Consider the following 26,287-nt stretch of genomic DNA (forward strand, 5'->3'; position numbering starts at 1 on the left):
CGTTTTGCTCGATGGGGGGCGCTTCGCACCCCAACGCGGGGCAAGCCCGCTCGCCACAATAAGCCCACACATTTTCCTTAACTGAACGGCATTAGGGCTTGCCCCAATGCCGCTCAGCTAAGCGCAGATTCCCTGTGGCGAGCAGGCTTGTCCTGCGTTGGGCTGCGCAGCAGCCCCAAAGCCAGGCGCTGAGCCGTATCAGGTACACCGCGTTTTGCTCGATGGGGGGCGCTTCGCACCCCAACGCGGGGCAAGCCCGCTCGCCACAATAAGCCCACACATTTTCCTTAACTGAACGGCATTAGGGCTTGCCACAGAGGCGCCAGTTTGCTGCGCGACAGCGCTGGTTCAGCGCACGGCTTCAAAGAGTCCGCTCGCGCCCATGCCGCCGCCCACGCACATGGTGACGATGCCATAGCGCAAACGACGTCGCTGCAGTTCGCGCACCAGATGCCCCACTTGCCTCGAACCGGTCATGCCGAACGGGTGGCCGATAGCGATAGCGCCGCCATTGACGTTGTACCTGGCATTGTCGATTTCCAGCCGGTCACGCGCATACAGGCACTGGGACGCGAACGCTTCGTTGAGCTCCCACAAGTCGATATCCGCCACCTGCAAGCCCTTCGCCTTGAGCAGTTTGGGCACCGAGAACACCGGCCCGATGCCCATCTCGTCGGGTTCGCAGCCGGCCACGGTAAAGCCACGGAAAAACGCCTTGGGCTTGAGCCCCAGTGCCAGCGCTTTCTCCAGGCTCATCACCAGCGTCATCGATGCGCCATCGGACAACTGCGAGGCATTGCCCGCCGTCACCGAGCCGTCTTCGGCAAACACCGGCTTCAAACCGCTGAGGCTGGCCAGGGTGGTGTCGGGTCGGTTGCAGTCGTCGCGGTCGACCACACCGTCGAGGATCTGCACGCCGCCCGTGTCCTTATCCTCGACCCGGTACTTGACCGCCATCGGCACGATTTCATCATCGAACAGGCCATCCGCCTGCGCCTGCGCGGTGCGCTGCTGGCTTTGCAGCGCATACGCGTCCTGCGCTTCACGGCTGACGTGGTAGCGGCGCGCGACGATTTCGGCGGTCTGGCCCATGGGAAAATAGATGCCCGGCACCTGTTCCTTGAGCAACGGATTGATCAGGTTGTCAGTGTTGATGCTCTTGAGAGTCAGGCTGATGGACTCGACGCCGCCGGCGACAATGATCTCGCTGCAGCCCGAGGCAATCTGGTTGGCCGCCATGGCAATCGCCTGCAGGCCGGATGAGCAAAAGCGGTTGAGCGTCATCCCCGCCGTACCGGTGCCCAACCGCGACAGCACCGCCACGTTGCGCCCGATGTTTTGGCCCTGGGCGCCTTCGTTGGAGGCCGCGCCGACGATGCAGTCTTCCACCGTCGCCGGGTCAATGCCGTTGCGGGTGAGCAGCGCGTTGACGCAATGGGCCGCCATGTCATCCGGGCGAGTCTGGTTGAACTTGCCGCGAAAGGACTTGGCCAGGCCGGTTCGCACGCTGTCGACGATCACTACTTCACGCATGGGCTACCTCGATCTTGTGGTTGTTGGCAGATCAATCGAGGATAGATCCAGACCTGCCCCACCGCGATGATCATTCACCCGGCCTATACAAAAGCATGGTGATCAGGCTGCCTGTGGCAAGCGGCTGACAGTTATTTCTTTTTCTTCTTCCCGCGCTTGCCAGCGTGCTCGAACGCCTCTTCCAGCGCCCGGTTGATCGTGCGCAACACCTTGACCCGCGCCCAGCGCTTGTCGTTGGCCTCCACCAGCGTCCAGCACGCAACCTCGGTGCTGGTACGGTCGACCATATCGCCGACGGCGGTGCGGTAGGCGTCCCACTTGTCGCGGTTGCGCCAGTCGTCCTCGGTGATCTTGAAGCGCTTGAACGGAATCTCCTCGCGCGCCTGGAAGCGTTCGAGCTGGGTCTGCTTGTCGATGGCCAGCCAGAACTTGACCACGATCACCCCGGCGTCGCGCAGTTGCTCTTCGAAGTCGTTGATCTCGCCATAGGCGCGCATCCAGTCGGCCGGGGTGCAGAAACCCTCGACCCGCTCCACCAGCACACGGCCGTACCACGAGCGGTCGAACACGGTGAACATGCCGCGCGCCGGAATTTTCTGCCAGAAGCGCCACAGGTAAGGCTGGGCGCGCTCGTCTTCGCTGGGCGCGGCAATCGGCACGATGTGGTACTGGCGCGGGTCCAGCGCGGCGGCGACCCGGCGGATGGCGCCGCCCTTGCCTGCTGCGTCGTTGCCTTCGAACACAGTGACCAGCGCGTGGCTGCGCATGCGCTTGTCACGCATCAGGCCAGAGAAGCGCGCCTGCTCGGTAATCAGTTGTTCTTCGTAATCGTCCTTGTCCAGGCTCACTGTCATGTCGAGGCTGTCGAGCAGGCTTTTTTGATCGACCGAGGCCAGCAACGGTGCGGGGTTCATGCCACTGGTTTTGGCCTTGGGCAACGTCAATGCACTGTGCAGGCCCTCGAGGAGAATTTTGCCCACGGTGAGGCTGCGGTAGTGCGCGTCGGCGCCCTCGATCACGTGCCACGGCGCATAGTCGCGGCTGGTGCGACGCAGGATGCGTTCGCCAAAATGGACAAACTTGTCGTAAGTCTTCGATTGCTGCCAGTCCAGCGGGCTGATGCGCCAGCTGTGCAGCGGGTCGTCGGCCAACGATTTGAGCCGCGCCTTCATCTGTTTTTTGGACAGGTGGAACCAGAACTTGAAGATCAGCGCGCCTTCGTCACACAGCATTTTCTCCAGCCGCTCGGCACCGGCAATGGCCTGGTCGAGCCGGGCATCCTTGATCTGCCCGTGCACCCGGCCCTGCAGCATCTGGCTGTACCAGTTGCCGAAGAAAATGCCCATGCGCCCCTTGGCCGGGAGCTGACGCCAGTAGCGCCAGGCCGGCGGGCGCGCCAGTTCTTCGTCGGTCTGCTGGTCGAAGGTGCGCACCTCGATCAGGCGCGGGTCCATCCATTCGTTGAGCAGCTTGACGGTTTCGCCCTTGCCGGCGCCTTCGATGCCGTTGATGAGGATGATCACCGGGAAGCGTTTCTGCTGGTGCAGCTCGTACTGCACGTCCAGCAGCGCTTCACGCAGCGCGGGAACCTCTGCCTCGTAGGTGTCTTTGTCGATGGCGTGACCGATTTCGGCGGATTCGAACATGGGCAGCTCCGTTTCAAGATGGCTCAAGACTAGTGGATTGGGCAACGACACGCGGGAGGAAATTCCACCGGCGCCTGTCACGGGGCAAATCATTGCCGGACGATCGGCTAGAATGGCCACCTTGCCTTTGCCGAGCCGCCCATGAACCCCGTAACCCACGCCCAGCTCGACTGGGACGACCAAGGTCGCCCGCACTCGCGGGTCTTCGACGACGTGTACTTCTCCGACCAGTCGGGCCTTGCAGAAACCCGCTATGTGTTTCTTGAGCAGAACCGCCTGCAGGAACGCTTTGCTGCCTTGCCTGCGGGCGGGCGGCTGGTGATCGGCGAGACCGGTTTTGGCACCGGGCTGAATTTTCTATGCGCCTGGCAGTTGTTCGAACAGCACGCCATGGCGGGCGCGCGCCTGCATTTTGTCAGCGTCGAAAAATACCCGCTGAGCCACGCCGACCTGCAACGCGCCCTCGCCCTCTGGCCGGAACTTGCGCCGTTCGCCGAACAACTGCTGGCCCACTACATTGCCATCCACCAGGGCTTCCAGCGGCTGGTGCTGGACAATGGCCGCGTGACCCTGACCCTGTTGATCGGCGACGCCCTGGAGCAGTTGCCGCAACTGGACGCACAGATCGATGCGTGGTTTCTCGACGGTTTTGCCCCGGCGAAAAACCCGGACATGTGGACCGCCGAGCTGTTCGCCGAACTGGCACGCCTGGCCGCGCCGGGGTCGACCATCAGCACCTTCACCAGCACCGGCTGGGTACGCCGGCTGATCAATGCCGCCGGGTTCAAGATGAAACGCACGCCGGGCATCGGGCATAAATGGGAAATCCTGCGCGGTGAGTTTCTTGGCTGGCCCGCCGACACCCCGGCAGCGCCGGGCATCAAGCCGTGGTTCGCCCGCCCTCCCGCCGTTAGCGGTGAGCGCACGGCCCTGGTGATCGGCGCCGGCCTGGCCGGGTGCGCCACCGCTGCCAGCCTCGCGGCCCGAGGTTGGCAGGTGAGCCTGCTGGAGCGCCATGAAGCCCTGGCCCAGGAAGCCTCGGGCAACCCGCAAGGCGTGCTGTACCTCAAGCTCTCCGCGCACGGTACGGCGCTGTCGCAGATGATTCTGGCCGGGTTCGGCTACACCCGTCGCGTGCTTGAGCACCTGCAGCGCGGCGTGGCATGGGACGGCTGCGGCGTGCTGCAATTGGCCTTCGATGCCAAGGAAAGCGAGCGCCAGGCACAACTGGCCGAGGCCTTCGCGCCAGGCTTGCTGCATCAGCTCGACCGCGAACAGGCCCAGGCTCGCGCCGGGGTCGCGCTGGCCCACGGCGGGCTGTTTTTCCCGGAGGGCGGCTGGGTCCACCCGCCCGCCTTGTGTGCATGGCAAGCGCAGCGCGGCGGTATCACCGTGCTGACGCATCACGAGGTGCTGGACCTGCGCAACATCAACGGACGCTGGCAAGCCTGGGAAGGCGAGCGGCTGCTCGGCGATGCCCCGGTGGTGGTCCTGGCTGGCGCCGCCGAGGTGCAACGTTTCGCCAACCTGCCGCTCAAGCGCATCCGCGGGCAGATCACCTCGCTGGCGCAAACCGCCGAAAGCCAGGCCCTCGCCACGGTGGTCTGCGCCGAAGGCTATGTGGCACCGCCACGCCTGGGTGAGCACACCCTTGGCGCCAGCTTTGACTTCAAGAGCGATGACCTCACGCCCACCGCCGCCGAACACGCCGGCAACCTGGAACTGCTCAAGGGTATTTCCGTGGACCTGGCCCAACGCCTGCGCGTCGACAGCCTCGACCCGGCCACGGTGCAAGGCCGTGCGGCCTTTCGCTGCACCAGCCCGGACTACCTGCCGATTGTCGGGCCACTGGCCGACGCGGCCGCCTTTGACCAGGCATATGCCGGCTTGCGCAAGGATGCGCGCCAGGTGCCCGCCATCGCCTGCCCGTGGCTTGACGGCCTGTATGTCAACAGCGGCCATGGCTCGCGCGGCCTGATTACCGCGCCGTTGTCGGCCGAGCTGCTCGCCGCCTGGCTGGACAACGAGCCCTTGCCGCTGCCACGCAGCGTCGCCGAAGCCTGCCACCCCAATCGCTTTGCCGTGCGCAGCCTGATCCGCAGCCATGCGCCCGTTCCACGCTGACGGCGTTTTGCCTTATAACTTATTGTTCTAAAACTCCACGTATAGCACCGGGTCAGTTTCTGGGTACGCGCCCTCTTGGGCGTATTGAGTATTGACCCTCCCCAACGGAAAAACCGGTAAGGAATTTATGTGCGGATTAGCTGGAGAATTACGTTTCGATGCCCAACCTGCCGACCTGGCAGCGATTGAGCGCATCACCCATCACCTGGCCCCGCGTGGCCCCGATGCCTGGGGCTTTCATGCCCAGGGGCCGGTTGCCCTGGGCCATCGGCGCCTGAAGATCATGGACCTGTCGGACGGCTCGGCGCAGCCGATGATCGACGCCCAGTTGGGGCTGTCCCTGGCGTTCAACGGTGCGATCTATAACTTTCCGGAATTGCGTGAAGAGCTGGAAGCCTTGGGCTATGCCTTCTATTCCGGCGGCGACACAGAAGTGCTGCTCAAGGGCTACCACGCCTGGGGCGAAGCGCTGCTGCCCAAGCTCAACGGCATGTTCGCCTTCGCCATCTGGGAGCGTGATGCCCAGCGCCTGTTCATCGCCCGTGACCGCCTTGGCGTCAAGCCGTTGTACCTGTCGCGCACCGGTCAGCGCCTGCGTTTTGCGTCGGCATTGCCGGCACTGCTCAAGGGCGGCGACATCAACCCGATCCTCGATCCGGTGGCGCTGAACCATTACCTGAATTTCCACGCCGTGGTGCCTGCGCCGCGCACGTTGCTGGCGGGCATTGAGAAACTGCCCCCGGCGAGCTGGATGCGCATCGACGCCAACGGCACCACCGAACAGAAAACCTGGTGGACGTTGCCCTACGGTCCCCATGACGATGAAAAAAACCTGACGTTGCAGGACTGGACCGACCGTGTCCTCGACAGCACCCGCGACGCCGTGGCCATTCGTCAACGGGCGGCAGTGGACGTGGGCGTGCTGCTCTCCGGCGGCGTCGATTCGAGCATGCTCGTCGGCCTGCTGCGCGAAGTGGGCGTGCAGGACCTGTCGACCTTCTCCATCGGCTTTGAAGATGCCGGCGGCGAGCGCGGCGACGAATTCCAGTATTCGGACCTGATCGCCAAGCATTACGGCACGCGCCATCACCAATTGCGCATTGCCGAAAGCGAGATCATCGAACAGCTGCCGGCGGCGTTCCGCGCCATGAGCGAGCCGATGGTCAGCCACGACTGCATTGCCTTCTACCTGCTGTCGCGGGAAGTGGCCAAGCATTGCAAGGTGGTGCAGAGCGGCCAGGGCGCCGACGAACTGTTTGCCGGCTACCACTGGTACCCGCAGGTGGACGGCGCCAGCGATCCCTACGCGGCCTATCGCGAGGCGTTCTTCGACCGCAGCTACGACGATTACGCCGCCACCGTCGCGCCGAAATGGCTGACCGCCAACGACGCCGCCGGGGATTTTGTGCGTGAACACTTTGCAATGCCCGGTGCCGATGCCGCCGTGGACAAGGCCCTGCGCCTGGACAGCACGGTGATGCTGGTGGACGACCCGGTCAAACGCGTCGACAACATGACCATGGCCTGGGGCCTGGAAGCGCGCACGCCGTTTCTGGACTATCGCCTGGTGGAACTGTCGGCGCGGGTGCCGGGTAAATTCAAGCTGCCCGATGGCGGCAAGCAGGTGTTGAAAGAGGCGGCGCGCCGGGTGATCCCGAGCGAAGTCATCGACCGCAAAAAAGGCTATTTCCCGGTGCCGGGCCTCAAGCATTTGCAGGGCGACACCTTGAACTGGGTGCGCGAACTGTTGCTGGACCCGAGCCAGGATCGCGGCCTGTTCAAGCCGGCCATGCTCGACCGCCTGCTGACCGACCCGCAGGGCCAACTGACCCCGCTGCGCGGCTCCAAGCTGTGGCAACTGGCGGCGCTGAACCTGTGGCTCAGCGAACAAGGAATCTGATTGATGAAACAGAACGCCGCGGCGTACAGCCAACGCTTGCTCAAGGGCCAGGCGCCGACCTATGAGCGCCTGCAAGCCCGCCTGGCCGAGGACGGCAACCCGCAGAGCCCCGGCCATATCGCGGTGCATTGCGGCTGGGGACGGCTGTTGATCGGCCATACCTTCCCGGACCCGGCGAGCCTGGCCGAGGAACTGCTCAATGAACAAGCCGGTGAGCGCGATATTGCGTTGTATGTGGCCGCGCCCCAGCAGATCCTCGGGATTGATCCGCAGCAGTTGTTCCTCGATCCGTCCGACACCTTGCGCCTGTGGTTCAGCGACTATCGCCCGGCCACCCGGGTGTTTCGCGGCTTTCGCATTCGTCGGGTGCAGAATGAGGCGGACTGGCAGGCGGTCAACCGCCTCTACCAGGGACGCGGCATGTTGCCGGTCGATACCGAACGCCTCACCCCGCGTCATCAGGGCGGCCCGGTGTACTGGCTGGCCGAGGACGAAGACAGCGGCGCAGTGATCGGCAGCGTGATGGGCCTCAATCACCAGAAAGCCTTCAACGACCCGGAGAACGGTTGCAGCCTGTGGTGCCTGGCGGTCGATCCGCAGTGCACGCGCCCAGGCGTGGGCGAGGTGCTGGTGCGCCACCTGGTGGAGCACTTCATGAGCCGTGGCCTGAGCTACCTCGACCTGTCGGTGCTGCACGATAACCGCCAGGCCAAGAGCCTCTACGCCAAGCTGGGCTTTCGCGCGCTGACCACCTTTGCGATCAAGCACAAGAACGGCATCAACCAGCCGCTGTTTCTCGGCCCGGGCCCGCAGGCGGGGTTCAACCCGTATGCGCGGATCATTGTCGAAGAGGCGCATCGGCGCGGTATCGATGTGCAGGTGGACGACGCCGACGCCGGCCTGTTCACCCTCAGCCACGGCGGGCGCCGCGTGCGTTGTCGCGAATCGTTGAGCGACCTGACCAGCGCCATCAGCATGACGTTGTGTCAGGACAAGAGCCTGACCCACAAGGTGCTCAAGGCTGCCGGTTTGAACGTGCCCTCGCAACAACTGGCGGGCAGTGCCGATGACAATCTGGAGTTTCTCGACGAACACCAGCGCATCGTGGTCAAGCCGCTCGACGGCGAACAGGGCCACGGCGTGGCGGTGGACCTGCGCACCATTGAAGAGGTGCAGCAGGCCATCGAAGCGGCGCGTGCGTTCGACAGCCGTATTTTGCTCGAAAGCTTTCACGAAGGCCTGGACCTGCGCATTCTGGTGATCGGTTTTGAAGTGGTGGCCGCAGCGATCCGCCGCCCTGCCGAAGTCAAAGGTGATGGTCAGCATTCCATCGGTGCGCTGATCGAGGCTCAGAGTCGGCGGCGCCAGGCCGCGACCGATGGCGAAAGTAAAATTCCCGTGGATGCGGAAACCGAACGCACCCTGCACGCCGCCGGCTACGACTACAGCAGCATCCTGCCCCGAGGCCAGACCCTGGCCGTGCGCCGCACCGCCAACCTGCACACCGGCGGCTGCCTGGAAGACGTGACCGCGATCCTGCACCCGACGCTGGTGGACGCTGCCGTGCGGGCCGCTCGCGCCCTGGACATTCCCATGGTGGGCCTGGACCTGATGGTGCCCGCCGCCGATCAACCCGAGTATGTATTTATCGAGGCCAACGAACGGGCCGGCCTGGCCAATCATGAGCCGCAGCCGACTGCCGAGAAATTTGTGGATCTGTTGTTTCCCCACAGCCAGTCAACGGTTTGAGAGAGGCGTTGCCTGATCGGCCGCCTCGCGGGCAAGCCCGCTCCCACAGGCTGACCGCATGCCACTGTGGAAACCGGCTTGCCCGCGAAGGCGCCGATACCGGCGCCACCCTTCCTCAGGCCTGCCACTTCAACAGGAGTCCTTATGACCCGAACCATCCCCGAACCGGACCTGAATTACCTGCAGAAAGTCCTGCTGGAAATGCTCGCCATTCCCAGCCCCACCGGTTTCACCGACACCATCGTGCGCTATGTCGCCGAGCGCCTGGAAGAACTCGGCATTCCGTTTGAAATGACTCGGCGCGGCACCATTCGCGCCACCCTCAAGGGCCAGAAAAACAGCCCCGATCGGGCCGTGTCGGCGCACCTGGACACCATCGGCGCCGCCGTGCGGGCGATCAAGGACAACGGTCGCCTGACCCTGGCCCCGGTGGGTTGCTGGTCGAGCCGATTCGCCGAAGGCAGCCGCGTCAGCCTGTTCACCGATAACGGCGTGATCCGTGGCAGCGTGTTGCCGCTGATGGCCTCCGGACACGCGTTCAACACTGCCGTCGACGAAATGCCGGTGAGCTGGGACCACGTGGAACTGCGCCTGGACGCCTACTGCGCGACCCGTGCCGACTGCGATTCGCTGGGCATCAGCGTGGGCGACTACGTAGCCTTCGACCCGCTGCCCGAGTTCACCGAGAGCGGGCATATCAGCGCGCGACATCTGGACGACAAGGCCGGCGTGGCCGCCCTGCTCGCGGCACTCAAGGCGATCATCGACAGCGGCGAGCCGTTGCTGATCGACTGCCACCCGCTGTTCACCATCACCGAGGAGACCGGCAGCGGTGCCGCGGCCGCCCTGCCGTGGGACGTGAGTGAGTTTGTCGGCATCGATATCGCCCCGGTCGCACCCGGGCAGCACTCCAGCGAACATGCGGTGAGTGTGGCGATGCAGGATTCCGGCGGGCCGTATGACTACCACCTGTCGCGTCATCTCCTGCGCCTGGCGGCGGACAACGACCTGCCGGTGCGCCGCGACCTGTTCCGCTATTACTTCAGCGATGCGCACTCGGCGGTGACCGCCGGCCACGACATTCGCACCGCCCTGCTGGCGTTTGGTTGCGACGCGACCCACGGTTATGAGCGCACCCACATCGACAGCCTGGCCGCGTTGAGCCGTCTGCTGGGCGCCTACATCCTCAGCCCGCCGGTGTTCGCCAGCGATGCGCAACCGGCCCAGGGTTCACTGGACCGGTTCAGTCATCAGATCGAGCATGAAACGCAGATGGAGAGCGACACGCGCGTGCCGTCGGTGGACAGCCTGGTCGGGAACAAGACCTGATACTGGCAACTCGGGGCCCGGCGCAGTAGCATCGCCGGGACCCGCTACCTGAGGCTTGTATGCTGATTCCCTACGATGCACTTGAAGTCGACACCCTGACCCGCCTCATCGAAGATTTCGTGACCCGCGACGGCACCGATAACGGTGACGACACGCCCCTGGAAACCCGTGTATTGCGCGTGCGCCAGGCGCTGACCAAGGGCCAGGCGCTGATCGTGTTCGACCCCGACAGCGAGCAATGCCAGTTGATGCTCAAGCACGATGTGCCCAAGCATCTGTTTGACTGACACCCTGCAATCAGGGATTGGGCACCGGCACCGGATGGGTGTTGGCGTCCTGGCTACGCTGGATTTTCCGGTAGACCTCGGCGCGATGGACGTTGACGCCCGCCGGCGCCGCAACGCCAAACCTCACCTGGCCTCCATTGAGTTCAAGAATGTGCAGAGCGATGTCATCGCCGATGGCGATGATTTCGCCCACTGCGCGGCTTAATACCAGCATGTCGATTGTCCTTTTCGAATGACAGGACATTGACCATGCGCGCACGGGGCGTGTCGCGACAATGGTGCGCGATCAAATCAGGCCTTACCTACACCTGCGGGTAATTTGCCTGACAGACCACGCCTAAATCAGCCTTTAACAGCCTGCGCCTTGGCGCGCATCTTGTCGGCCATGGTGGTCATTTCGTCATACAGCAACTGGGGATTTTTCTGCTTCAATACCCAGGCCATACGCCCCTGCTCGTGGGGCAGAATCATGAACTCGCCTGCGGCCACGCGCTGGTAGATGTAATCGGCAATGTCCGCCGCCGAAATCGGTGAGCTTTCGAGCAACTTGCCTACCTGCGCTTTCATCGCCGGGGTGGGCCCGCGAAACGAATCCAGCAGGTTGGTCTGGAAAAACGACGGGCACACCACGTGCACGCCCACTTCCTGCTGCTTGAGTTCCACCAGCAGGCTTTCCGACAGCGCCACCACGCCGGCCTTGGCCACGTTGTAGTTGCTCATCGCTGGCCCCTGCATCAAGGCAGCCATTGACGCGATATTGATGATGCGGCCCTTGCTCTTCTCCAGCAGCGGGAGGAACGCTTTGCAGCCCTTGACAACGCCCATCAGATTGATCGCGATCTGCCAGTCCCAGTCTTCCAGAGACAGCTCGGCGAAGAAGCCACCCGAGGCCACGCCGGCATTGTTGACGATCACATCGATGCCACCCAGCTTGACCTCGCACGCCTGGGCCAGGGCGGTGAGCTGGCTGTAGTCGCGCACGTCGCAGCGCTGGGTGAAGCCATCACCGCCCGCCTCGCGTACCCTTTTCAAGGTGTCCTGCAGGCCCGGCTCGCTGACGTCCGACAAGGCCAGCTGCCACCCCTCACGGGCCCAGCGCAGAGCGATTTCACGACCCAGGCCGGACCCGGCGCCAGTGATCATCATGCGATTTTGCATAGGAGAGCTGCCTTGTGGTTCACGGAAGAAGTGAGCGGCAGTGTAGCGAAGGATTTTGCGCCAACCACGCACCATCAGGGTGATGAATGCCCCAGGCAAACCGTCGGCCCGGTCGGCTGCCGATCTATTGCTCAGAGGCGATTTTTTCAACTAAGGGAAAAGTTTTTTGTTCGGTGAAAAAGAAATAAGCAACTAATCGAAATACTTTAAAAAATTACTGAATTTTTTATCACACCCTCTAGTCCGAGTTGTTAAGGCGTACGCAATTAACGGTGCGAGCCTCTTGATAAATAACCGGTCTCGCTGAAGGCCTATAAGGAAATAAAACCATGAGCCTCATTCTGATCATTATCCTGATTCTGCTGCTGGTCGGCGGTCTGCCCGTGTTCCCGCACTCGCGTAACTGGGGCTACGGCCCGTCGGGTATCCTGGGTGTTGTGCTGGTAGTACTGGTGGTGTTGTTGTTGCTCGGCCGCATCTAAAAGCCGGACAAAAAAAGAGGCCTTTTAAAGGCCTCTTTTTTATTGCCCGTGAATCAGTCGGGCTTGCCGTCCACTACGCCGGCGGTGTTATCCAACAGGCTCTTGGTGGCCGTTTGCAGGAACGATTCAAGTTTCTGCTTCAACGCGGCTTCGTCCGGCGATTCAGCGATCACTTTACCGGTCGGGTTCGCGCCCAGTTCGTATTGCCACAACTTCGGCGGCATCTCCTTGGGCAATACCAGTACGCGGTCGCCGGTGAGCAAGGCCACGGTCTGGTCGCTGCCCGAAGGTTTGATCACGCCGAAGCCCTTGTCGCCTTCCGGCAGGTTCAGCAGGTCGCGGCCCCAGCACTGGTGCAGGGTGTCGCCACCGAGGCGGCCCATGATGGTCGGCACGATGTCGATCTGGGTGCCCACGGTGTGGTCACGCTCGCCGAATTTTTCCTGCATGCCCGGTGCAATCATCAGCATCGGCACGTTGAAACGGCCCAGGTCCATTTCGGTGATCTGCTGCTCGTTGCCAAACCCGTGGTCACCGACGATCACGAACAGTGTTTCCTTGAAGTACGGCTCCTTGCGCGCCTTTTCAAAGAACTGGCCCAGGGCCCAGTCGGAGTAGCGCATCGCCGTCAAATGCTCGTCGAGGCTGCCACGGCCAGTGACTTTGTCCACCGGCAAAGGGTTGGGCAACGCGTACGGCGTGTGGTTGGACAGGGTTTGCAGCAGCGCGTAGAACGGCTTGCCGCCTTCACGGGCTTTGAGCTCTTCGAGGCCACGGTTGAACATGTCCTGGTCGGACACGCCCCACGTCGGGTCGGAGAACACCGGGTCGACGAAGTCGTTGCGCCCGATGAAGTTGGTCATGCCCTGATTGCTGAAGAAGCCCGACTGGTTGTCCCAGGCGAAATCGCCGTTGTAGACATACACATCGTTGAAGTCACGCGCGCTGAGCAACTGCGGCAGGCCCGACAGCTTGTGGCTGCCTTCCGGGGTCTGCATCAGGTATTCGAAACCCGGCAGGTTCGGGAAGCAGGCCATGGTGGCGAACATACCCTGGTGGGTGTGGGTGCCGTTGGAGAAGAAGCGGTCGAACAGCAGGCCTTCCTTGGACAGTTTGTCGAAGTAAGGCGTGATGTTGCCCGGGCGGCCCAATGCGCCCACCGAGTGACCGGCGAAGCTTTCCATCAGGATCACCACGACGTTCTTGATCGGCAGGGTCTTCTCGGCCGGTGGCGTGTAGTCGCGGCGCACAGCGGCTGTGTCGGTATCCACCAGTTTTTCGCTCGGCAGTACCAGCATGTCGCGCACGGTCTGAGTCGCCAACGGCTGTTCCAGGGTGGCTTTCCACACGTTGTCGCGATGCTCGGAGAAACGTGCCTTGGCGGCGCCGATCAACGACAGCGTACCGTTGAGGCCCAACTGGTTGGCGAAGTTGGAATCGGTGGTGTACACGTCACCCCAGCGCAGCGGCGGGCCCTGGCGCAGGGTGCCACGGGCGGCGACCACGGCGATCAGCAGGCACACCACAAACACGGCGATGCGGCTGTACCACTGCGCCACCTGGCGGGTGCCGATACTGCCGCCGCTGAACGGGCCGCGCGGACGGGTGGCGCGGTCGGCGCCCTTGAACGCCATACTCAGGATCAGCGTGCCCACGGCCCAGGCCAGCAGGTAGCGCACCACCGGAAAACCGTACCAGAGCATGCTCACTACGGTCTTGGGATCTTCCTTGACGTACTGGAACACCAGGCCGTTGAGGCGCTGGTGGAACTCGCGGTAGAAGTCCATCTCCATCAGGCCCAGGAACAGCGCGATGCTCGAGGCAACGGTGAGCCAGCAACGGAAGAACCCGCGCGCCGCCATGGCTCGCACGCTGAACAGCGCCAGCAACAACGGGATCAGCAGGTACACCACCAGGCGCAGATCCAGACGCAGGCCATTGGCGAACGCTTCGAGGAAGGTCGCGGCCGGCGTGTCGAGGATCATCTCGCGGTTGTAGACCAGCAGCGCCAGGCGCAGCAGGGAGAACATCACCATCATGACCAGTGCACAGAGCAGCGTGTAAGCCAGATGGGATTTGACGGTCGGTTGCAGCAGGCGATTCGAAGCTCGCTGCTGACTCAGGGCGTCCGGGTTTGCCATGTCGTTTTCAGGACCCATTGGAAGTTAAGTGACGAAGCATTGCAGTGGCGCGAATGGTGCCCGATCAGTGCCGGCAAGGCTATTAATTACTGAACGAGTAACGCTACCACGCCTTTAAAAGCGCCCAGGGCAGGCCCGTGGCCGGAGGATAGAGCCAGCGAATTCTCTTGGATGAAATGTGAAAATTCTGTGCAGCGAATATTTCGACACACAAATCTCCCCTGGCACCGTAATGCAAATGTGGGAGGGGGCTTGCTCCCGGTAGTGGTGTTTCAGTACCAGATTGACTGGCTGATACACCGCTACCGGGAGCAAGCCCCCTCCCACACTTACCGTGCCCGCTCCCGCTATAGAGGGGTGTCAGATCCGCACGTTGCCCCGTGGCCCGGCGATTGCCCAGATGATCAGGCCAAGCACAGGCAGCAGCAGGATCAACAGGATCCACAACACTTTGGCGCCGGTACTTGCGCCGCTTTTGAACACGTTGATGATCGCCCAGATATCCAACGCCAGGATGATCAGGCCAATCAGGCCATTAAAGGTAGAACCCATGGTGTCGCTCCTTAAGTGAGGTCATGCCTGCTTAGGATAGGCGCTGCCAGCCATCGTTCCGTTTTAATTCAGACGTGTACGGCCACACGCAGGGCTTCCAGGGCCGGTTCAGCCTGGATGCCGACCTCGGCGCAGCGTTGCAAGACGTGCGGCAGGTGATTGCCATGCACCAGCACCACCTGGATGGCGTCATCCAGCAACTGGCTGAAATTCACCAGCACATAGCCACCGTCTTCGGCACTCAACGCGCTCATCTGGATCTGAATGCGATTGAGCGCCGTGAGGTCGTCGGCCTTGGCCAGTTGCTTGGGCTTGAGGTTGAACGCCACGCCAGGGCCGAACGAGGCAACGATCTGCGCGAACAGATCGGCATAACTGTCGGCCTGGAACAGCACCGTGTCCGGCAGGCTGCCGACCACCACCCACTCGCCAAGGGGGATTGGGAAGCTGTCGTCGTAGTTGATGTCCGGGTTCGCCGCCAAAAACGCCGCCGGATCGGCATACGCCTGGGCGGCCTCATCGGCAATGCGCGCCACCTCGTCCTCGCCCATGACGCCGGCGCTGATGTGGCTGATGAGTTCGACGAGGGCGGTTTTCATGGGGCAATCCTGTGGCGGGCGGGTTTTGGAGGGCGCAAAGCCTACACCAGTTTCTGTAACTTCGCCGCCGCATCCACCGCGCCCATGGTCTGCGCCGCCGCCAGCGCCGTGGCGCCCTGCGCATCGGTCGCCTTGGGATTGGCGCCCTGCTCCAGCAGGTAGTCGAGCATTTCGATACGGTTGAACATCGCGGCCATCATCAATGCGGTACGGCCATCGGAGGATGCGGCCTCCAGCGGGGTGCCACCTTCTATGAGCGCCTTGACCACGGCCATATGGCCCTTGAACGCCGCGCCGGCAATCGGCAGTTGGTTCTTGTCGTTGGCAATCAGCGGGTCGGCCTTGAATTCGAGCAGCACTTTTACCGCGTCGGCGTGGCCGTGGTAGGCCGCGAGCATCAGCAAGGTGTCGCCATTGTGATTGCGCAAGTTGGCGGGCAACCCCTTGGCCAGCAGCGCGGCGAGCATGGCGGCGTCGCCTTTGCGGGCAACATCGAAGACCTGCTCGGCAAATTCGGCAGCTTCGTCGTCGGTCATCTGTTTGGGTTGGTCTGACATATGGGGCTCCTTGATCAGTACTGAATAGGCGCCAGTGTTGCGAGGGAGTTCCCGCCTGTCATGGCTTTTTTGTCAAAAGTCGTCATAGCGACAATCAATCACCTGTTCAGACCGGCAGCAACGACAGAAGGGAATTTAACCGTATGTTTCGAGTCTTTTAGCTTAGGGACCTTGCAACCGCCGCTGACCAGACAGCGCAAAATGCAGGGGTGCACGATGGCCCTTCATGCAATTTGCACGAAACCGAAAATCCAGAATAAATTCAAGCCATTGATTTATAACGATATTTTAAATAGCCACTAGCTGGCACAATCACTGCACCTATCACTCCATGCTTGCCAACTTGAGCCAACGGAGCTGATAGACATGAGCCTGATCCAAGATAAATTCGCTTCAGTATTTTCCCAATACGACGTCACCACCCAGCCCCGTCCGGACGGCGGCATCCTGTTGACCCTGCGCAACGGCGAAGGCAAACAGGTCAAGCGCTCGATTTCCTATCAGCAGTTGCACACTGCCGACCAACTGACCTGGGTAATCAGTGCCATCCGCCGCGACCTGGCTGAACAAGCCAGTGACCTGCCGCAGATTTCGATGCTGCAAAGCCAGAACCGCTTTGCCCTGCCGACCTACCATTCGGCTTAAGCAACGGCTTTTTACGAGAAGGGCCGCGACGTCGTTGAACGTCGCGGCCCTTTTTCATGCGTTCAATACAGCCGTTGGCGCACCGCCTCATTGACTGCCTGCACGCGATTGCTCACCTGAAGCTTGCCGTAGATATTGCGCAGATGAAATTTGACCGCCGCCTGGGAGGTCGCGCGAATCTTGCTGATTTCCCAGACGGTCTTGCCCTCCGAGGCCCAGCGCAGGATTTCCAGCTCCGTGGGCGTCAGGGGTTTGCCGGACAGACTCAAGCGCTTTCGCGCCGCCATGGCCGTGTCGCACAGCCCGGTCGCGGGTGGATACAACTCCTGTGGGCCACTCATGCCGCTCTCCTTCTTATAAGCGCTTGGCGGATGCCTATACCGACCTTCGGATTCCTCCTATTGACAGCTGGTATAAGCACCGAAGCTTGAGAGCGTTACATAACCCACGCAGCCGTGCGCTTGGTCGCGACATAAATAGCCGTGACCTACACGTAAATACGGCTCTTCCCACAAAAAAATCCAACTCTTTGCGGTTGAACATTTACCTGGCTATTGCACTACCTCGCCCTGTCAGCGCGTGCGGACCATCAGTCATCCAGTCCCGGTAAGCCTTCAGTCACCGCGCCCACCGTGAACTCAGGCGTCAGCCCCTGCACACTGTTGGACAGGCACAACGTCACGCAGCAGGGGTTCTCGCCGATGTCGAACCCGTGTGACAAGCCTGCAGGGATCACCAGCAGGTCGTTTTTTTCACAGCGCACGGCATACAGGTAGTCACCCACTTGCAGGGTGTACAAGCCCTGACCTGCGATGAACAAACGCGCGTGGTCCTCACTGTAGCATCGCGCCTTCAGGTGCCTGGCGCGCAACGCTTGCGGGTGCGGTTGATCGCTGCCGACGCTGAACACCTCGACCGCGCTGTAGCCCAGGGCGTCGATCTGCGGCTGGCACGCGGCAATCATCTGCGCCTCGCTGGCGCCCCTCTCCAGCGGACCAGGCTGCCAGCGCTCGAACCGCACACCGTGGTCGGCCAGGGTCGAGGCAATATCGTCGGCGTGGGTAAGGACTTTGTTCGGAGTATCCAGTGTGGCAAGGGCGTAGACGGCGACATGGCTCATGGGACGGTTCCTTGATTCTGCTCGTGCAAGCGAAGGCCGATGATAACGGCGGCGGCCAGGGCGGCGGCGCTGGCGATGCCGAACGTGAGGGTCGGGCCCAGCAGGTTCCAGCTGTAGCCCGAATAGAGGGCGCCGAGGGCGCCACCGGTGCCGGCCAGAGCGGCGTACAGCGCCTGGCCCTGACCCTGTTGTTTATCGCCGAAGCTGCGTTGCACAAAGGCAATCGCTGCGGCGTGAAAGCTGCCGAAGGTCGCAGCGTGCATCACTTGCGACAACAGCAGCACCCAGAAGAATTCGGCAAAGGTGCCCAGCAGCAGCCAGCGCAGCGCCGCCAACAGGAAACTGGCCAGCAGCACCCGGCGTAGGGAAAAGCGCATGAGGATGCGGCTCATCGCCAAAAACATCAGTACTTCGGCTACCACGCCCAGGGCCCACAGCAGGCCGATCACGCCACGGCTGTAGCCCAGGTGCTCAAGGTGCAGGGTGAGAAAGGTGTAATACGGGCCGTGGCTTAATTGCATCAGCGCCACACAGGCATAAAACGCCAGCACGCCGGGGCGGCGCAGTTGTCCGAGGAAACCGTCGCCGGCCGGGCGGTTGCCGTGGCTGACGGGTTGCGCATTCGGCACCCACAGGCTGGCCACGATAATCCCGGCCATGATCACCACGACCACCACCGGGTAGATGTCCAGGCTCAGCCAGTCGAACAGGCGGCCCATGAGCACCACGGTGAGGATAAAGCCGATGGAACCCCACAGCCGCAGCTGGCTGTAGCGTGCGGTCTGCTCGCGCAGGTGCGCCAGGGTGATGACCTCGAACTGCGGCAATACCGCGTGCCAGAAAAACGCATGCAGGGCCATGACCAGCGCCAGCCAGGCGTAGGTTTTGCTCACGAAAATCAGCGCAAAACTGGCCAGGGTGCACACCGCGCCAAAGCGCACGATGGCCAGGCGCCGGCCGGTGTAGTCGCCCAGCCAGCCCCACAGGTTGGGCGCCACGCAGCGCATCAGCATAGGGATGGCCACCAGTTCGCCAATGCGCGCGCTGGAGAAGCCCAGGTGATCGAAGTACAGCGCCAGGAAAGGCGCGGTGGCCCCCAGCAGGGCGAAGTAGAACAGGTAGAAGCTGGAGAGGCGCCAGTAGGGGAGCGTTGACGTCATAGGTTACACGGGCCGCTTCGCGGCCCAACGCGAGCAAGCTCGCTCGCCACAGCAAGCTCGCCCGCCACAACGGACCGTCACAGCTGGCCCAGCACCGGAGTGTTCACGTGTACATCGGCGTTCTGCCCACGATGGCGCAGCAGGTGGTCCATCAGCACGATGGCCATCATCGCTTCGGCAATCGGTGTGGCGCGAATGCCCACGCAGGGGTCATGACGACCCTTGGTGATGATGTCCACCGGATTGCCGTGCACGTCGATCGAGCGGCCTGGCGTGGTGATGCTGGACGTGGCCTTCAGCGCCAGATGCGCCACGATCGGCTGGCCCGAGGAGATGCCGCCGAGGATGCCACCTGCGTTGTTGCTGAGAAAACCCTGCGGGGTCAGCTCGTCGCGATGCTCGGTGCCACGTTGGGACACGCAGGCAAAACCGGCGCCGATTTCCACGCCCTTCACGGCGTTGATGCTCATCAGCGCGTGGGCCAGCTCGGCGTCCAGACGGTCGAAGATCGGCTCGCCCAGGCCCGGCTTGACCCCTTCGGCCACCACGGTGATGCGCGCGCCGACCGAGTCCTGGTCGCGGCGCAACTGGTCCATGTAGGCTTCCAGTTCCGGCACCTTGTCCGGGTCGGAGCAGAAGAAAGCGTTGTCTTCGACGCTGTCCCAGGTCTTGAACGGGATTTCGATGGGCCCCAGTTGGCTCATGTAGCCACGGATCACGATGCCCTGGCTCGCCAGGTATTTCTTGGCGATGGCGCCGGCGGCCACCCGCATCGCAGTCTCGCGAGCCGAGCTGCGGCCACCGCCACGGTAGTCGCGTTCGCCGTATTTATGATGGTAGGTGTAGTCGGCATGGGCCGGGCGGAACAGGTCCTTGATCGCCGAATAGTCCTTGGACTTCTGGTCGGTGTTGCGGATCAACAGGCCGATGGCGCAGCCGGTGGTGCGGCCTTCGAAGACGCCGGAGAGGATCTCGACTTCGTCGGGCTCCTGACGCTGGGTGGTGTGGCGGCTGGTGCCGGGCTTGCGGCGGTCGAGGTCACGCTGCAGGTCGTCCAGGGACAACTCAAGGCCGGGCGGGCAGCCGTCGACAATGGCGACCAACGCCGGGCCATGGCTTTCGCCCGCGGTGGTGACAGTGAACAGCTTGCCGAAGGTATTGCCGGACATGCAGGGCGCTCCGTGAAATCAGTTGAATCAAGTCAACCGTAATAACTTAAGGCCGCCAGTATACGCAGGCTAACCGACTAGTTCATCCTCGAAACCTTAGCGGTGGACACGTGTCCAACCGGCACCTTCCAATGATGGCGCGATGATGCTTCGAGTTCTGCTGTTAGCCCTTACCCTCTTTACAAGCCTGGCCCATGCCGCCTCCCCGGTGGTGCTGCAACGCCCCATCAGCCTCGACACCGGCAGCGGCGAGCTGTTCGGCTCGCTGCTGTTGCCACAATCGGACAAACCGGTGCCGGTAGTGCTGATCATCGCCGGCTCCGGCCCTACCGACCGCAACGGCAACAGTGCCGACGGTGCACGCAACGACAGCCTCAAGCGTCTGGCCTGGGTGCTTGCGCGGCATAACATCGCCAGCGTGCGCTACGACAAGCGCGGTGTGGCCGCAAGCCTTGCGGCCACACCCGACGAGCGCAACCTCACCCTCGACGCTTACGTGGCCGACGCCGTGGCCTGGGGCAAACGGCTCAAGGCGGACACACGCATGGGCCCGCTGATCGTGCTGGGGCACAGCGAAGGCGCACTGGTCGCCGCCCTCGCCGCGCCGCAACTGGACCCGGCCGGGGTGGTGTCGCTCTCCGGCAGCGCGCGCCCGGTCGACCAGGTGATCCGCCAGCAACTGGCCGACCATCTGCCTCCTGCCCTGTTGCTGCGCAGCAATGAAATCCTCGACCACCTCAAGGCCGGTCAGGTGGATGCCGATGTGCCGACTCCCCTGGAAGGGATTTTCCGGCCCAGCGTGCAGCCTTACCTGATCAGCCTGTTTCGCGCCGACCCATCGGCCGCGTTCGCCAGGCTGCACATGCCGGCACTGATCATCCAGGGCACCAACGATATCCAGGTCGGTGTGGCCGATGCGCGGCAACTGCAACAGGCCAAACCCGACGCGCAGTTGACCATCATCGAAGGCATGAACCACGTAATGCGCATCGTGCCCAACAACGTCAAGCAGCAACTGGCCTCCTACAACGACCCGAAACTGCCGCTGGCCGCCGAGCTGGGCGAGCGCCTGGTACGCTTTATCGACGGACTGCGCTCGCGCTAAGCAAGTATTGGCCTCCAGTCCTGGCAGAACCGGCCGATAAGCCCAGGGTCGACAGTAAAAAGACTGTCGGCTCGCACGGCTTGGACAGGATCGCGCCGCATGACAATCACCGAAGCAACACCGGAACCGACCAGCGACACCCCGGCCGACATGCCCGAGGCCGTCGAGGCAGCGGCCCTGCCGTGGGCGGACGTGCAGGCCGAACATTTCAAGATGCTGCGCCTGGCGCCCCTGGCAATCGACCGTGCCACCGGAGCACGGCCCTTGCGCTTTGTGCAGTTCGGCTACGCCGAGCGGCATGATGCGCAACGCAGCCTGTTGCGCATGGTCATCGAGTTACCGAGCCAGCGCGTGCGGCGTGAGCAGAACCAGCTCGACGTGTGGGTGGACCACGAAACACACCGTGTGCACTTCGGCCCGGGCAACAGCCTGGAGATCGAACCGGTCAACCGTGGCCTTGGTCGTTTCCTGGTGGCCCAGGCCGCCGCCTGGGCGAAAAGGAAGTGGTCACACTACCGCGTCGACGGCGTGAGCCTGGCCAACAAGGATGCACTCAACGAAGCCACGCGCCTGCGCCGTGATCACTTCCTGCGCATTCAGGGTTTCGATGTGGCCTACGCCGATGTGCAGCATTTGAAAGGCAATGTGCAGCCGGGCAAGGTCAGCGACGTGCTGGACAGTTGGAACACCGAGAAGGTGCAGTTCGTGCAGATTCTGGAAGCGGCGCAGATGCTGCAACAGGCCGAGCAGAACCTGCAGGAGCAGGAAGTGAAGCTGCGCAAGGAGGAGGAAAAGGTCACCAAGTTCAAGCGCGAGGACAGCGGATTGCGCTTTACCATTACCTGCCTGGTGGCATTTACGGTGTTTCAGGCGGGGCTGTTGATCTGGATTGCCACGCACCGCTGATAAATGCAATGCGATCAACATGTGGGAGGGGGCTTGCCCCCTCCCACATTGACCTCACTTCCTCAGCTAGACCCGGGCGGCAAAGACGGCCTGATGCTCGCGGCACTGTTCAGCCGTGAGCATGAACACGCCATGCCCGCCGCGCTGGAAGTCCAGCCAGGCAAAATCCACTTGCGGGTACAGCGCCTCGACGTGCACCTGGCTGTTGCCCACTTCGACAATCAGCAAGCCCTTCTCGGTCAAGTGGTCCGCCGCCTCGGCGAGCATGCGCCGTACCAGGTTCAAGCCGTCGTCACCGCAGGCCAGGCCCAGCTCCGGCTCGTGCTGATATTCGTCGGGCATATCGGCAAAGTCTTCGGCATCCACGTAGGGCGGGTTGGACACGATCAAGTCAAAACGCTGGCCCGGCAGGCCATCGAAGCCATCGCCCTGCACGGTGTACACGCGCTGATCAACGCCGTGGCGCTCGATGTTCTGGTTGGCCACTTCCAATGCTTCAAAGGACACATCACCCAGCACCACTTCAGCCTCCTGGAACTCGTAGGCGCAGGCAATGCCGATGCAACCGGAGCCGGTGCACAGGTCGAGGATGCGCGCAGGCGGCTGGGCCAGCCAGGGTTCGAAGCGGTTTTCGATCAGTTCGCCAATCGGTGAGCGCGGGATCAACACGCGCTCATCGACGATAAACGACAGACCGCAGAACCAGGCTTCCTTCAACAGGTAAGCCGTGGGCACGCGCTCATGGATGCGGCGATGCAGCAAACGCTGCACGTGGGAGATTTCCTCTTCTTCGAGGTTGCAGTCCAGATAGCTGTCGGCAATTTCCCAGGGCAGATGCAGAGCGCCGAGCACCAGTTGCCGGGCTTCGTCCCAGGCGTTGTCGGTGCCATGGCCAAAAAACAGGTCTTCCCCGTGGAAACGGCTGACAGCCCAACGGATATGGTCGCGCAAAGTGCGCAGGCGGGAAGTGATCACGGGGCAAGCTCCTGGAAAAAACGACTGGCGATTCTAACAGCCTTCGCCGGGACCGACGATGAGTGCAGTGCTCGCGCCATCTGTCGGATTTCATCCAAATGGCTGCCCTCTGGTTAAACACGGCAGTCTCTTGACAGGGCTGCACGCCAGCAACGGCGCAGCTTGCGATGGTAGCGATTCACAGAACCGCTCTGCCAGTGGACAATGTCGCAAACGCCCCCCTGACAGGAGCCCCAGAATGTCCGTTCCAAAGACGATGTTTCAACTCAGCGGTCGTGGTTACGCAGCAGCGAACCTTGCCCATGCGACCCTCGTGATCATCGACGCCCAGAAGGAATACCTCAGCGGCCCGCTCGCCCTTTCGGGCATGGACGCGGCCGTCGCCAACATCAGGCAGTTGGTGACCTCGGCGCGCAATGCCGGGCGCCCGATTGTGCATGTGCGTCATCTCGGCACCGTCGGCGGCCTGTTTGACCCCCAGGGCGAGCGCGGCGAATTCATCCCCGGCCTTGAGCCTGAGGGTGACGAAACCATCATCGGCAAGCTGTTGCCAAGCGCCTTCCACGGCACCGGCCTGGAAAAACACCTGCAGGACCTGGGCTCGCTGGACCTGATCGTCTGCGGCTTCATGAGCCACTCCAGCGTCAGCACCACCGTGCGCGCCGCCAAGAACCTGGGCTTTCGCTGCACGCTGGTGGAGGACGCCTGCGCCACCCGCGACCTGCCTTGCAAAGGCGGTATCCTGAGTGCCGAGCACGTGCAGCAGACCGAAATGGCCATCATGGCCGACAATTTCGCGACCCTCGCGCTGACCAAAGATCTGATTTGATCGACCTGCGGGTGAGCGGTGTGTTTAAACCCCACTCATCCGCAAAGCCCTTTCATTTGGCGCATTTACCCCTCCACCCGGAACAACCTGTGTATCTTCCGGTCGAAGGGCCGATACCCTGGAGGAAAGGTCGGAATGAAGATATCCGATGGTTTTGATGCTCGTCGCTTGCGCCCCAAGGGCCCGAGCAACTGGCGTCTGCGTCTGGTGGCGTGCTTTGCCGCGCTGCTGACGATGTGTGGTCTGTTGTTGGCCGGCGCTGGTGGCGCCGGTTTGTTTGGTCACTCGCCGGCCCTTGGTGAGCTGAATGCCAGCCCCGGTGGCTCGGCGATTCTGCTGGTAATCGGCCTTCTGGTGCTGTGGTTCGGCGTATGGTTGTGGCGCCGCAGCCGTCGGAAAATGCGCCAGACCTCGTCACTGAATATCGCCTCGCACCTGATGAAAAAGCACGACTGATGGCGCCTGGATAGCGTTTCCTGCGCCCTGGCCGCCGCGATTAGGTAAACTGCCCGCCCCTCGCGGAGGCTGACATGCAAGACGACGACTTTTCCCTGTTCAAAAACGAGCTGCGCGGCGTCAAGCCGATCAAGCACGACCGCGCCGACACCGGCAAACCCAAAGCCGACCGGGCGCAGATCGCCAAGCTGCGCCAGGCCGCCACCGTGCGCACCGATGCCACCACCGTGGATGGTCTGTCGGACCAGTTCGTGATCGACGTCGGCCCCGAGGACGAGCTGATGTGGGCCCGCGACGGCGTGCAGGAAAGCCAGATGCGCAAGCTCAAGCTCGGCCAGATCCCCTTCGAAGGCAGCCTCGACCTGCACGGCATGACCGTGGAAAAAGCCCGGGAAACCCTGTGGGCCTTTCTCGCCGAAGCCACAAAATTCGAAATCCGCTGCGTGCGCGTCACTCACGGCAAGGCCGTGCGTCTGGACGGCAAGCGGCCGATGATCAAGAGCCACGTCAACACCTGGCTGCGCCAGCACACCCAGGTGCTCGGCTTTACTTCCTGCCAGGCCCGCCACGGCGGTGCCGGTGCGGTGTATGTGATGCTCAAGCGCACCATGATGGAAGGCCGCGACGAGTAACAAGTGCCATCGTCAGGCTTGCAGCGATGTGCCCGCCCCCGTAACCTTGCGCTTTGCGAAAATACAACAGGTAGTTTCATGTCCCTGGAACAGAATTACACAGAGATTCTCGGCCAGCTCGGCGAGGACGTCTCCCGCGAGGGCCTGCTCGACACGCCAAAGCGTGCCGCCAAAGCGATGCAGTACCTTTGCCGCGGCTATGAACAGACACTCGAAGAAGTCACCAACGGTGCCTTGTTCAGCTCCGACAACAGCGAGATGGTGCTGGTCAAGGACATCGAGCTGTACTCGTTGTGCGAACACCACCTGCTGCCCTTTATCGGCAAGGCACATGTCGCCTATATCCCGAGTGGCAAGGTGCTGGGCCTGTCGAAAGTAGCGCGGATTGTCGACATGTACGCGCGCCGCCTGCAGATCCAGGAAAACCTCAGCCGTCAGATCGCCGATGCGGTACTGGAAGTGACCGGCGCGCTGGGCGTGGCCGTGGTGATCGAAGCCAAGCACATGTGCATGATGATGCGCGGCGTGGAGAAACAGAATTCGTCGATGATCACCTCGGTGATGCTCGGTGAGTTCCGCGAAAATGCGGCCACCCGCAGCGAGTTTCTCAGCCTGATCAAGTAACGGGCTGCTTCGATAAAAAAACCGGCGTTCATCGCCGGTTTTTTTTCGCCTGCAGAATTCAGGTAAGCTGCCACCCCTCAAGTTTAGGGCCAGAGGTTTCAGCCATGTTCGTCAAAGCACTTCGAGTGGGCCTGGGCCAACTCATCATCGCGGGCGACTTTCTTACCCGCCCCCGCAAAAAACAGCGTCCCGCCGAGCAACAGGCCCAGGTGAATGCGGCGGCCAGGGACCTGACCCTGTACCAGTTCCACGCCTGCCCGTTCTGTGTGAAAACCCGTCGCACCCTGCACCGCCTCAATGTGCCGGTGGCCTTGAAGGACGCGAAGAACAACGAACATGATCGCCAGACCCTGCTGGAGCAAGGCGGCCGGATCAAGGTGCCGTGCCTGCGCATCGAAGAGAATGGCCAGACCACCTGGATGTATGACTCAAAAGTGATCATCGACTACCTCGACAAGCGCTTCGCTGCGATCTGACCGCCCTGCGAATATCCCTGTGGCGAGCGGGCTTGCCCCGCGTTGGGGTGCGAAGCGCCCCCCATCGAGCAAAACGCGGTGTCCCTGATACGGCTCAGCGCCTGGTTTTGGGGCTGCTGCGCAGCCCAACGCA

General features: G+C 62.5%; 27 protein-coding genes. 14 read left to right on the top strand and 13 right to left on the bottom strand.

Features of this window, described 5'->3' with window-relative positions:
- Window positions 1-348: 348 nt before the first annotated feature.
- Together JOE32_RS09045 and pap are read right to left on the bottom strand one after the other, a co-directional pair.
- Window positions 349-1,533, bottom strand: coding sequence for a thiolase family protein (locus tag JOE32_RS09045; protein ID WP_209983301.1), 1,185 nt, complete (start codon window positions 1,531-1,533; stop codon window positions 349-351).
- A gap of 131 nt (window positions 1,534-1,664) precedes the next feature.
- Complete coding sequence (gene pap / locus JOE32_RS09050; protein WP_209983303.1) at window positions 1,665-3,179, bottom strand: polyphosphate:AMP phosphotransferase; 1,515 nt, start codon at window positions 3,177-3,179, stop codon at window positions 1,665-1,667.
- A 141-nt stretch (window positions 3,180-3,320) separates the two neighbouring features.
- Here pap and mnmC point away from each other — a divergent pair, with 141 nt between their 5' ends.
- The 5 genes from mnmC to JOE32_RS09075 all read left to right on the top strand — a co-directional run bounded on the left by mnmC (window position 3,321) and on the right by JOE32_RS09075 (window position 10,568).
- Entirely contained in the window at window positions 3,321-5,303 is a 1,983-nt protein-coding gene (gene mnmC / locus JOE32_RS09055; RefSeq protein WP_209983305.1) for a bifunctional tRNA (5-methylaminomethyl-2-thiouridine)(34)-methyltransferase MnmD/FAD-dependent 5-carboxymethylaminomethyl-2-thiouridine(34) oxidoreductase MnmC, read from the top strand.
- A gap of 127 nt (window positions 5,304-5,430) precedes the next feature.
- Window positions 5,431-7,203, top strand: coding sequence for an N-acetylglutaminylglutamine amidotransferase (locus JOE32_RS09060; RefSeq protein WP_209983307.1), 1,773 nt, complete (start codon window positions 5,431-5,433; stop codon window positions 7,201-7,203).
- A 3-nt stretch (window positions 7,204-7,206) separates the two neighbouring features.
- On the top strand, window positions 7,207-8,952 hold the full coding sequence (ngg, locus tag JOE32_RS09065) for an N-acetylglutaminylglutamine synthetase (protein WP_209983309.1): 1,746 nt from the start codon (window positions 7,207-7,209) through the stop codon (window positions 8,950-8,952).
- A gap of 144 nt (window positions 8,953-9,096) precedes the next feature.
- A complete protein-coding gene (locus JOE32_RS09070) occupies window positions 9,097-10,281 on the top strand; it encodes an osmoprotectant NAGGN system M42 family peptidase (protein ID WP_057008098.1) in 1,185 nt (394 codons plus the stop codon).
- Window positions 10,282-10,340: 59 nt separating this feature from the next.
- The gene (locus tag JOE32_RS09075) at window positions 10,341-10,568 is read left to right on the top strand and encodes a YheU family protein (RefSeq protein WP_003236706.1); all 228 of its coding nucleotides are present in this window, start codon (window positions 10,341-10,343) and stop codon (window positions 10,566-10,568) included.
- Window positions 10,569-10,578: 10 nt separating this feature from the next.
- On the opposite strand, the gene csrA is transcribed toward JOE32_RS09075, so the two are convergent.
- Window positions 10,579-10,782 carry a carbon storage regulator CsrA gene (gene csrA, locus JOE32_RS09080; RefSeq protein ID WP_209983311.1) on the bottom strand — a complete coding sequence of 68 codons (204 nt, stop codon included), beginning with the start codon at window positions 10,780-10,782 and terminating at the stop codon, window positions 10,579-10,581.
- Window positions 10,783-10,910: 128 nt separating this feature from the next.
- Entirely contained in the window at window positions 10,911-11,726 is an 816-nt protein-coding gene (locus tag JOE32_RS09085; protein ID WP_209983313.1) for an SDR family oxidoreductase, read from the bottom strand.
- Window positions 11,727-12,055: 329 nt separating this feature from the next.
- Between JOE32_RS09085 and JOE32_RS09090 the strand changes: the two genes are divergently transcribed.
- Window positions 12,056-12,208, top strand: coding sequence for a DUF3309 family protein (locus JOE32_RS09090; RefSeq protein ID WP_003236711.1), 153 nt, complete (start codon window positions 12,056-12,058; stop codon window positions 12,206-12,208).
- 53 nt (window positions 12,209-12,261) lie between these two features.
- Here the strand turns inward: JOE32_RS09090 and JOE32_RS09095 are convergent, their stop codons facing one another.
- The 4 genes from JOE32_RS09095 to JOE32_RS09110 all read right to left on the bottom strand — a co-directional run bounded on the left by JOE32_RS09095 (window position 12,262) and on the right by JOE32_RS09110 (window position 16,057).
- On the bottom strand, window positions 12,262-14,349 hold the full coding sequence (locus JOE32_RS09095; RefSeq protein WP_209983315.1) for an LTA synthase family protein: 2,088 nt from the start codon (window positions 14,347-14,349) through the stop codon (window positions 12,262-12,264).
- Between the two features lie 360 nt (window positions 14,350-14,709).
- Window positions 14,710-14,901 carry a PLDc N-terminal domain-containing protein gene (locus tag JOE32_RS09100; RefSeq protein ID WP_003172956.1) on the bottom strand — a complete coding sequence of 64 codons (192 nt, stop codon included), beginning with the start codon at window positions 14,899-14,901 and terminating at the stop codon, window positions 14,710-14,712.
- A gap of 68 nt (window positions 14,902-14,969) precedes the next feature.
- The gene (locus JOE32_RS09105; RefSeq protein WP_209983317.1) at window positions 14,970-15,500 is read right to left on the bottom strand and encodes a hypothetical protein; all 531 of its coding nucleotides are present in this window, start codon (window positions 15,498-15,500) and stop codon (window positions 14,970-14,972) included.
- A 41-nt stretch (window positions 15,501-15,541) separates the two neighbouring features.
- The gene (locus JOE32_RS09110; protein ID WP_209983319.1) at window positions 15,542-16,057 is read right to left on the bottom strand and encodes an ankyrin repeat domain-containing protein; all 516 of its coding nucleotides are present in this window, start codon (window positions 16,055-16,057) and stop codon (window positions 15,542-15,544) included.
- Between the two features lie 366 nt (window positions 16,058-16,423).
- On the opposite strand from JOE32_RS09110, the gene JOE32_RS09115 reads away from it, so the two are divergent.
- On the top strand, window positions 16,424-16,702 hold the full coding sequence (locus JOE32_RS09115; protein ID WP_003236719.1) for a DUF3509 domain-containing protein: 279 nt from the start codon (window positions 16,424-16,426) through the stop codon (window positions 16,700-16,702).
- 62 nt (window positions 16,703-16,764) lie between these two features.
- Here JOE32_RS09115 and JOE32_RS09120 read toward each other — a convergent pair whose 3' ends face one another.
- From JOE32_RS09120 to aroC, 4 genes are all read right to left on the bottom strand, one after another.
- Entirely contained in the window at window positions 16,765-17,043 is a 279-nt protein-coding gene (locus JOE32_RS09120; RefSeq protein WP_209983322.1) for a helix-turn-helix transcriptional regulator, read from the bottom strand.
- Window positions 17,044-17,291: 248 nt separating this feature from the next.
- Window positions 17,292-17,822: an acireductone dioxygenase gene (locus JOE32_RS09125; protein ID WP_209983325.1), complete on the bottom strand. Its 531-nt coding sequence runs from the start codon at window positions 17,820-17,822 to the stop codon at window positions 17,292-17,294.
- Window positions 17,819-18,982: an MFS transporter gene (locus JOE32_RS09130; protein WP_209983327.1), complete on the bottom strand. Its 1,164-nt coding sequence runs from the start codon at window positions 18,980-18,982 to the stop codon at window positions 17,819-17,821. The genes JOE32_RS09125 and JOE32_RS09130 overlap by 4 nt, the downstream gene beginning before the upstream one ends.
- Before the next feature lie 77 nt (window positions 18,983-19,059).
- Complete coding sequence (aroC, locus tag JOE32_RS09135; protein ID WP_209983329.1) at window positions 19,060-20,151, bottom strand: chorismate synthase; 1,092 nt, start codon at window positions 20,149-20,151, stop codon at window positions 19,060-19,062.
- Between the two features lie 142 nt (window positions 20,152-20,293).
- Here aroC and JOE32_RS09140 point away from each other — a divergent pair, with 142 nt between their 5' ends.
- Both JOE32_RS09140 and JOE32_RS09145 read left to right on the top strand, forming a co-directional pair.
- Window positions 20,294-21,256 carry an alpha/beta fold hydrolase gene (locus JOE32_RS09140; protein ID WP_209983331.1) on the top strand — a complete coding sequence of 321 codons (963 nt, stop codon included), beginning with the start codon at window positions 20,294-20,296 and terminating at the stop codon, window positions 21,254-21,256.
- Window positions 21,257-21,355: 99 nt separating this feature from the next.
- Complete coding sequence (locus JOE32_RS09145) at window positions 21,356-22,162, top strand: hypothetical protein (RefSeq protein WP_209983333.1); 807 nt, start codon at window positions 21,356-21,358, stop codon at window positions 22,160-22,162.
- Window positions 22,163-22,228: 66 nt separating this feature from the next.
- Here the strand turns inward: JOE32_RS09145 and prmB are convergent, their stop codons facing one another.
- Complete coding sequence (gene prmB, locus JOE32_RS09150) at window positions 22,229-23,137, bottom strand: 50S ribosomal protein L3 N(5)-glutamine methyltransferase (protein ID WP_209983335.1); 909 nt, start codon at window positions 23,135-23,137, stop codon at window positions 22,229-22,231.
- A 238-nt stretch (window positions 23,138-23,375) separates the two neighbouring features.
- Between prmB and JOE32_RS09155 the strand changes: the two genes are divergently transcribed.
- From JOE32_RS09155 to JOE32_RS09175, 5 genes are all read left to right on the top strand, one after another.
- The gene (locus tag JOE32_RS09155; protein WP_209983337.1) at window positions 23,376-23,966 is read left to right on the top strand and encodes a cysteine hydrolase family protein; all 591 of its coding nucleotides are present in this window, start codon (window positions 23,376-23,378) and stop codon (window positions 23,964-23,966) included.
- A 135-nt stretch (window positions 23,967-24,101) separates the two neighbouring features.
- On the top strand, window positions 24,102-24,422 hold the full coding sequence (locus JOE32_RS09160) for a hypothetical protein (RefSeq protein WP_209983339.1): 321 nt from the start codon (window positions 24,102-24,104) through the stop codon (window positions 24,420-24,422).
- A 74-nt stretch (window positions 24,423-24,496) separates the two neighbouring features.
- A complete protein-coding gene (locus tag JOE32_RS09165) occupies window positions 24,497-25,054 on the top strand; it encodes a Smr/MutS family protein (RefSeq protein ID WP_209983341.1) in 558 nt (185 codons plus the stop codon).
- Window positions 25,055-25,132: 78 nt separating this feature from the next.
- The gene (gene folE, locus JOE32_RS09170; protein WP_003192797.1) at window positions 25,133-25,678 is read left to right on the top strand and encodes a GTP cyclohydrolase I FolE; all 546 of its coding nucleotides are present in this window, start codon (window positions 25,133-25,135) and stop codon (window positions 25,676-25,678) included.
- 104 nt (window positions 25,679-25,782) lie between these two features.
- The gene (locus JOE32_RS09175; RefSeq protein WP_057008115.1) at window positions 25,783-26,154 is read left to right on the top strand and encodes a glutathione S-transferase N-terminal domain-containing protein; all 372 of its coding nucleotides are present in this window, start codon (window positions 25,783-25,785) and stop codon (window positions 26,152-26,154) included.
- Window positions 26,155-26,287: the final 133 nt, after the last annotated feature.

Origin of the sequence: Pseudomonas sp. PvP025 (genome assembly GCF_017832155.1) — a bacterium.
Taxonomy (GTDB): domain Bacteria; phylum Pseudomonadota; class Gammaproteobacteria; order Pseudomonadales; family Pseudomonadaceae; genus Aquipseudomonas.

Coding starts and splice junctions, on each gene's coding strand:
- JOE32_RS09045 (WP_209983301.1), bottom strand. CDS start 1,533: ATGCGTGAAGTAGTGATCGTCGACAGCGTGCGAACCGGCCTGGCCAAG.
- pap (WP_209983303.1), bottom strand. CDS start 3,179: ATGTTCGAATCCGCCGAAATCGGTCACGCCATCGACAAAGACACCTAC.
- mnmC (WP_209983305.1), top strand. CDS start 3,321: ATGAACCCCGTAACCCACGCCCAGCTCGACTGGGACGACCAAGGTCGC.
- JOE32_RS09060 (WP_209983307.1), top strand. CDS start 5,431: ATGTGCGGATTAGCTGGAGAATTACGTTTCGATGCCCAACCTGCCGAC.
- ngg (WP_209983309.1), top strand. CDS start 7,207: ATGAAACAGAACGCCGCGGCGTACAGCCAACGCTTGCTCAAGGGCCAG.
- JOE32_RS09070 (WP_057008098.1), top strand. CDS start 9,097: ATGACCCGAACCATCCCCGAACCGGACCTGAATTACCTGCAGAAAGTC.
- JOE32_RS09075 (WP_003236706.1), top strand. CDS start 10,341: ATGCTGATTCCCTACGATGCACTTGAAGTCGACACCCTGACCCGCCTC.
- csrA (WP_209983311.1), bottom strand. CDS start 10,782: ATGCTGGTATTAAGCCGCGCAGTGGGCGAAATCATCGCCATCGGCGAT.
- JOE32_RS09085 (WP_209983313.1), bottom strand. CDS start 11,726: ATGCAAAATCGCATGATGATCACTGGCGCCGGGTCCGGCCTGGGTCGT.
- JOE32_RS09090 (WP_003236711.1), top strand. CDS start 12,056: ATGAGCCTCATTCTGATCATTATCCTGATTCTGCTGCTGGTCGGCGGT.
- JOE32_RS09095 (WP_209983315.1), bottom strand. CDS start 14,349: ATGGCAAACCCGGACGCCCTGAGTCAGCAGCGAGCTTCGAATCGCCTG.
- JOE32_RS09100 (WP_003172956.1), bottom strand. CDS start 14,901: ATGGGTTCTACCTTTAATGGCCTGATTGGCCTGATCATCCTGGCGTTG.
- JOE32_RS09105 (WP_209983317.1), bottom strand. CDS start 15,500: ATGAAAACCGCCCTCGTCGAACTCATCAGCCACATCAGCGCCGGCGTC.
- JOE32_RS09110 (WP_209983319.1), bottom strand. CDS start 16,057: ATGTCAGACCAACCCAAACAGATGACCGACGACGAAGCTGCCGAATTT.
- JOE32_RS09115 (WP_003236719.1), top strand. CDS start 16,424: ATGAGCCTGATCCAAGATAAATTCGCTTCAGTATTTTCCCAATACGAC.
- JOE32_RS09120 (WP_209983322.1), bottom strand. CDS start 17,043: ATGAGTGGCCCACAGGAGTTGTATCCACCCGCGACCGGGCTGTGCGAC.
- JOE32_RS09125 (WP_209983325.1), bottom strand. CDS start 17,822: ATGAGCCATGTCGCCGTCTACGCCCTTGCCACACTGGATACTCCGAAC.
- JOE32_RS09130 (WP_209983327.1), bottom strand. CDS start 18,982: ATGACGTCAACGCTCCCCTACTGGCGCCTCTCCAGCTTCTACCTGTTC.
- aroC (WP_209983329.1), bottom strand. CDS start 20,151: ATGTCCGGCAATACCTTCGGCAAGCTGTTCACTGTCACCACCGCGGGC.
- JOE32_RS09140 (WP_209983331.1), top strand. CDS start 20,294: ATGATGCTTCGAGTTCTGCTGTTAGCCCTTACCCTCTTTACAAGCCTG.
- JOE32_RS09145 (WP_209983333.1), top strand. CDS start 21,356: ATGACAATCACCGAAGCAACACCGGAACCGACCAGCGACACCCCGGCC.
- JOE32_RS09155 (WP_209983337.1), top strand. CDS start 23,376: ATGTCCGTTCCAAAGACGATGTTTCAACTCAGCGGTCGTGGTTACGCA.
- JOE32_RS09160 (WP_209983339.1), top strand. CDS start 24,102: ATGAAGATATCCGATGGTTTTGATGCTCGTCGCTTGCGCCCCAAGGGC.
- JOE32_RS09165 (WP_209983341.1), top strand. CDS start 24,497: ATGCAAGACGACGACTTTTCCCTGTTCAAAAACGAGCTGCGCGGCGTC.
- folE (WP_003192797.1), top strand. CDS start 25,133: ATGTCCCTGGAACAGAATTACACAGAGATTCTCGGCCAGCTCGGCGAG.
- JOE32_RS09175 (WP_057008115.1), top strand. CDS start 25,783: ATGTTCGTCAAAGCACTTCGAGTGGGCCTGGGCCAACTCATCATCGCG.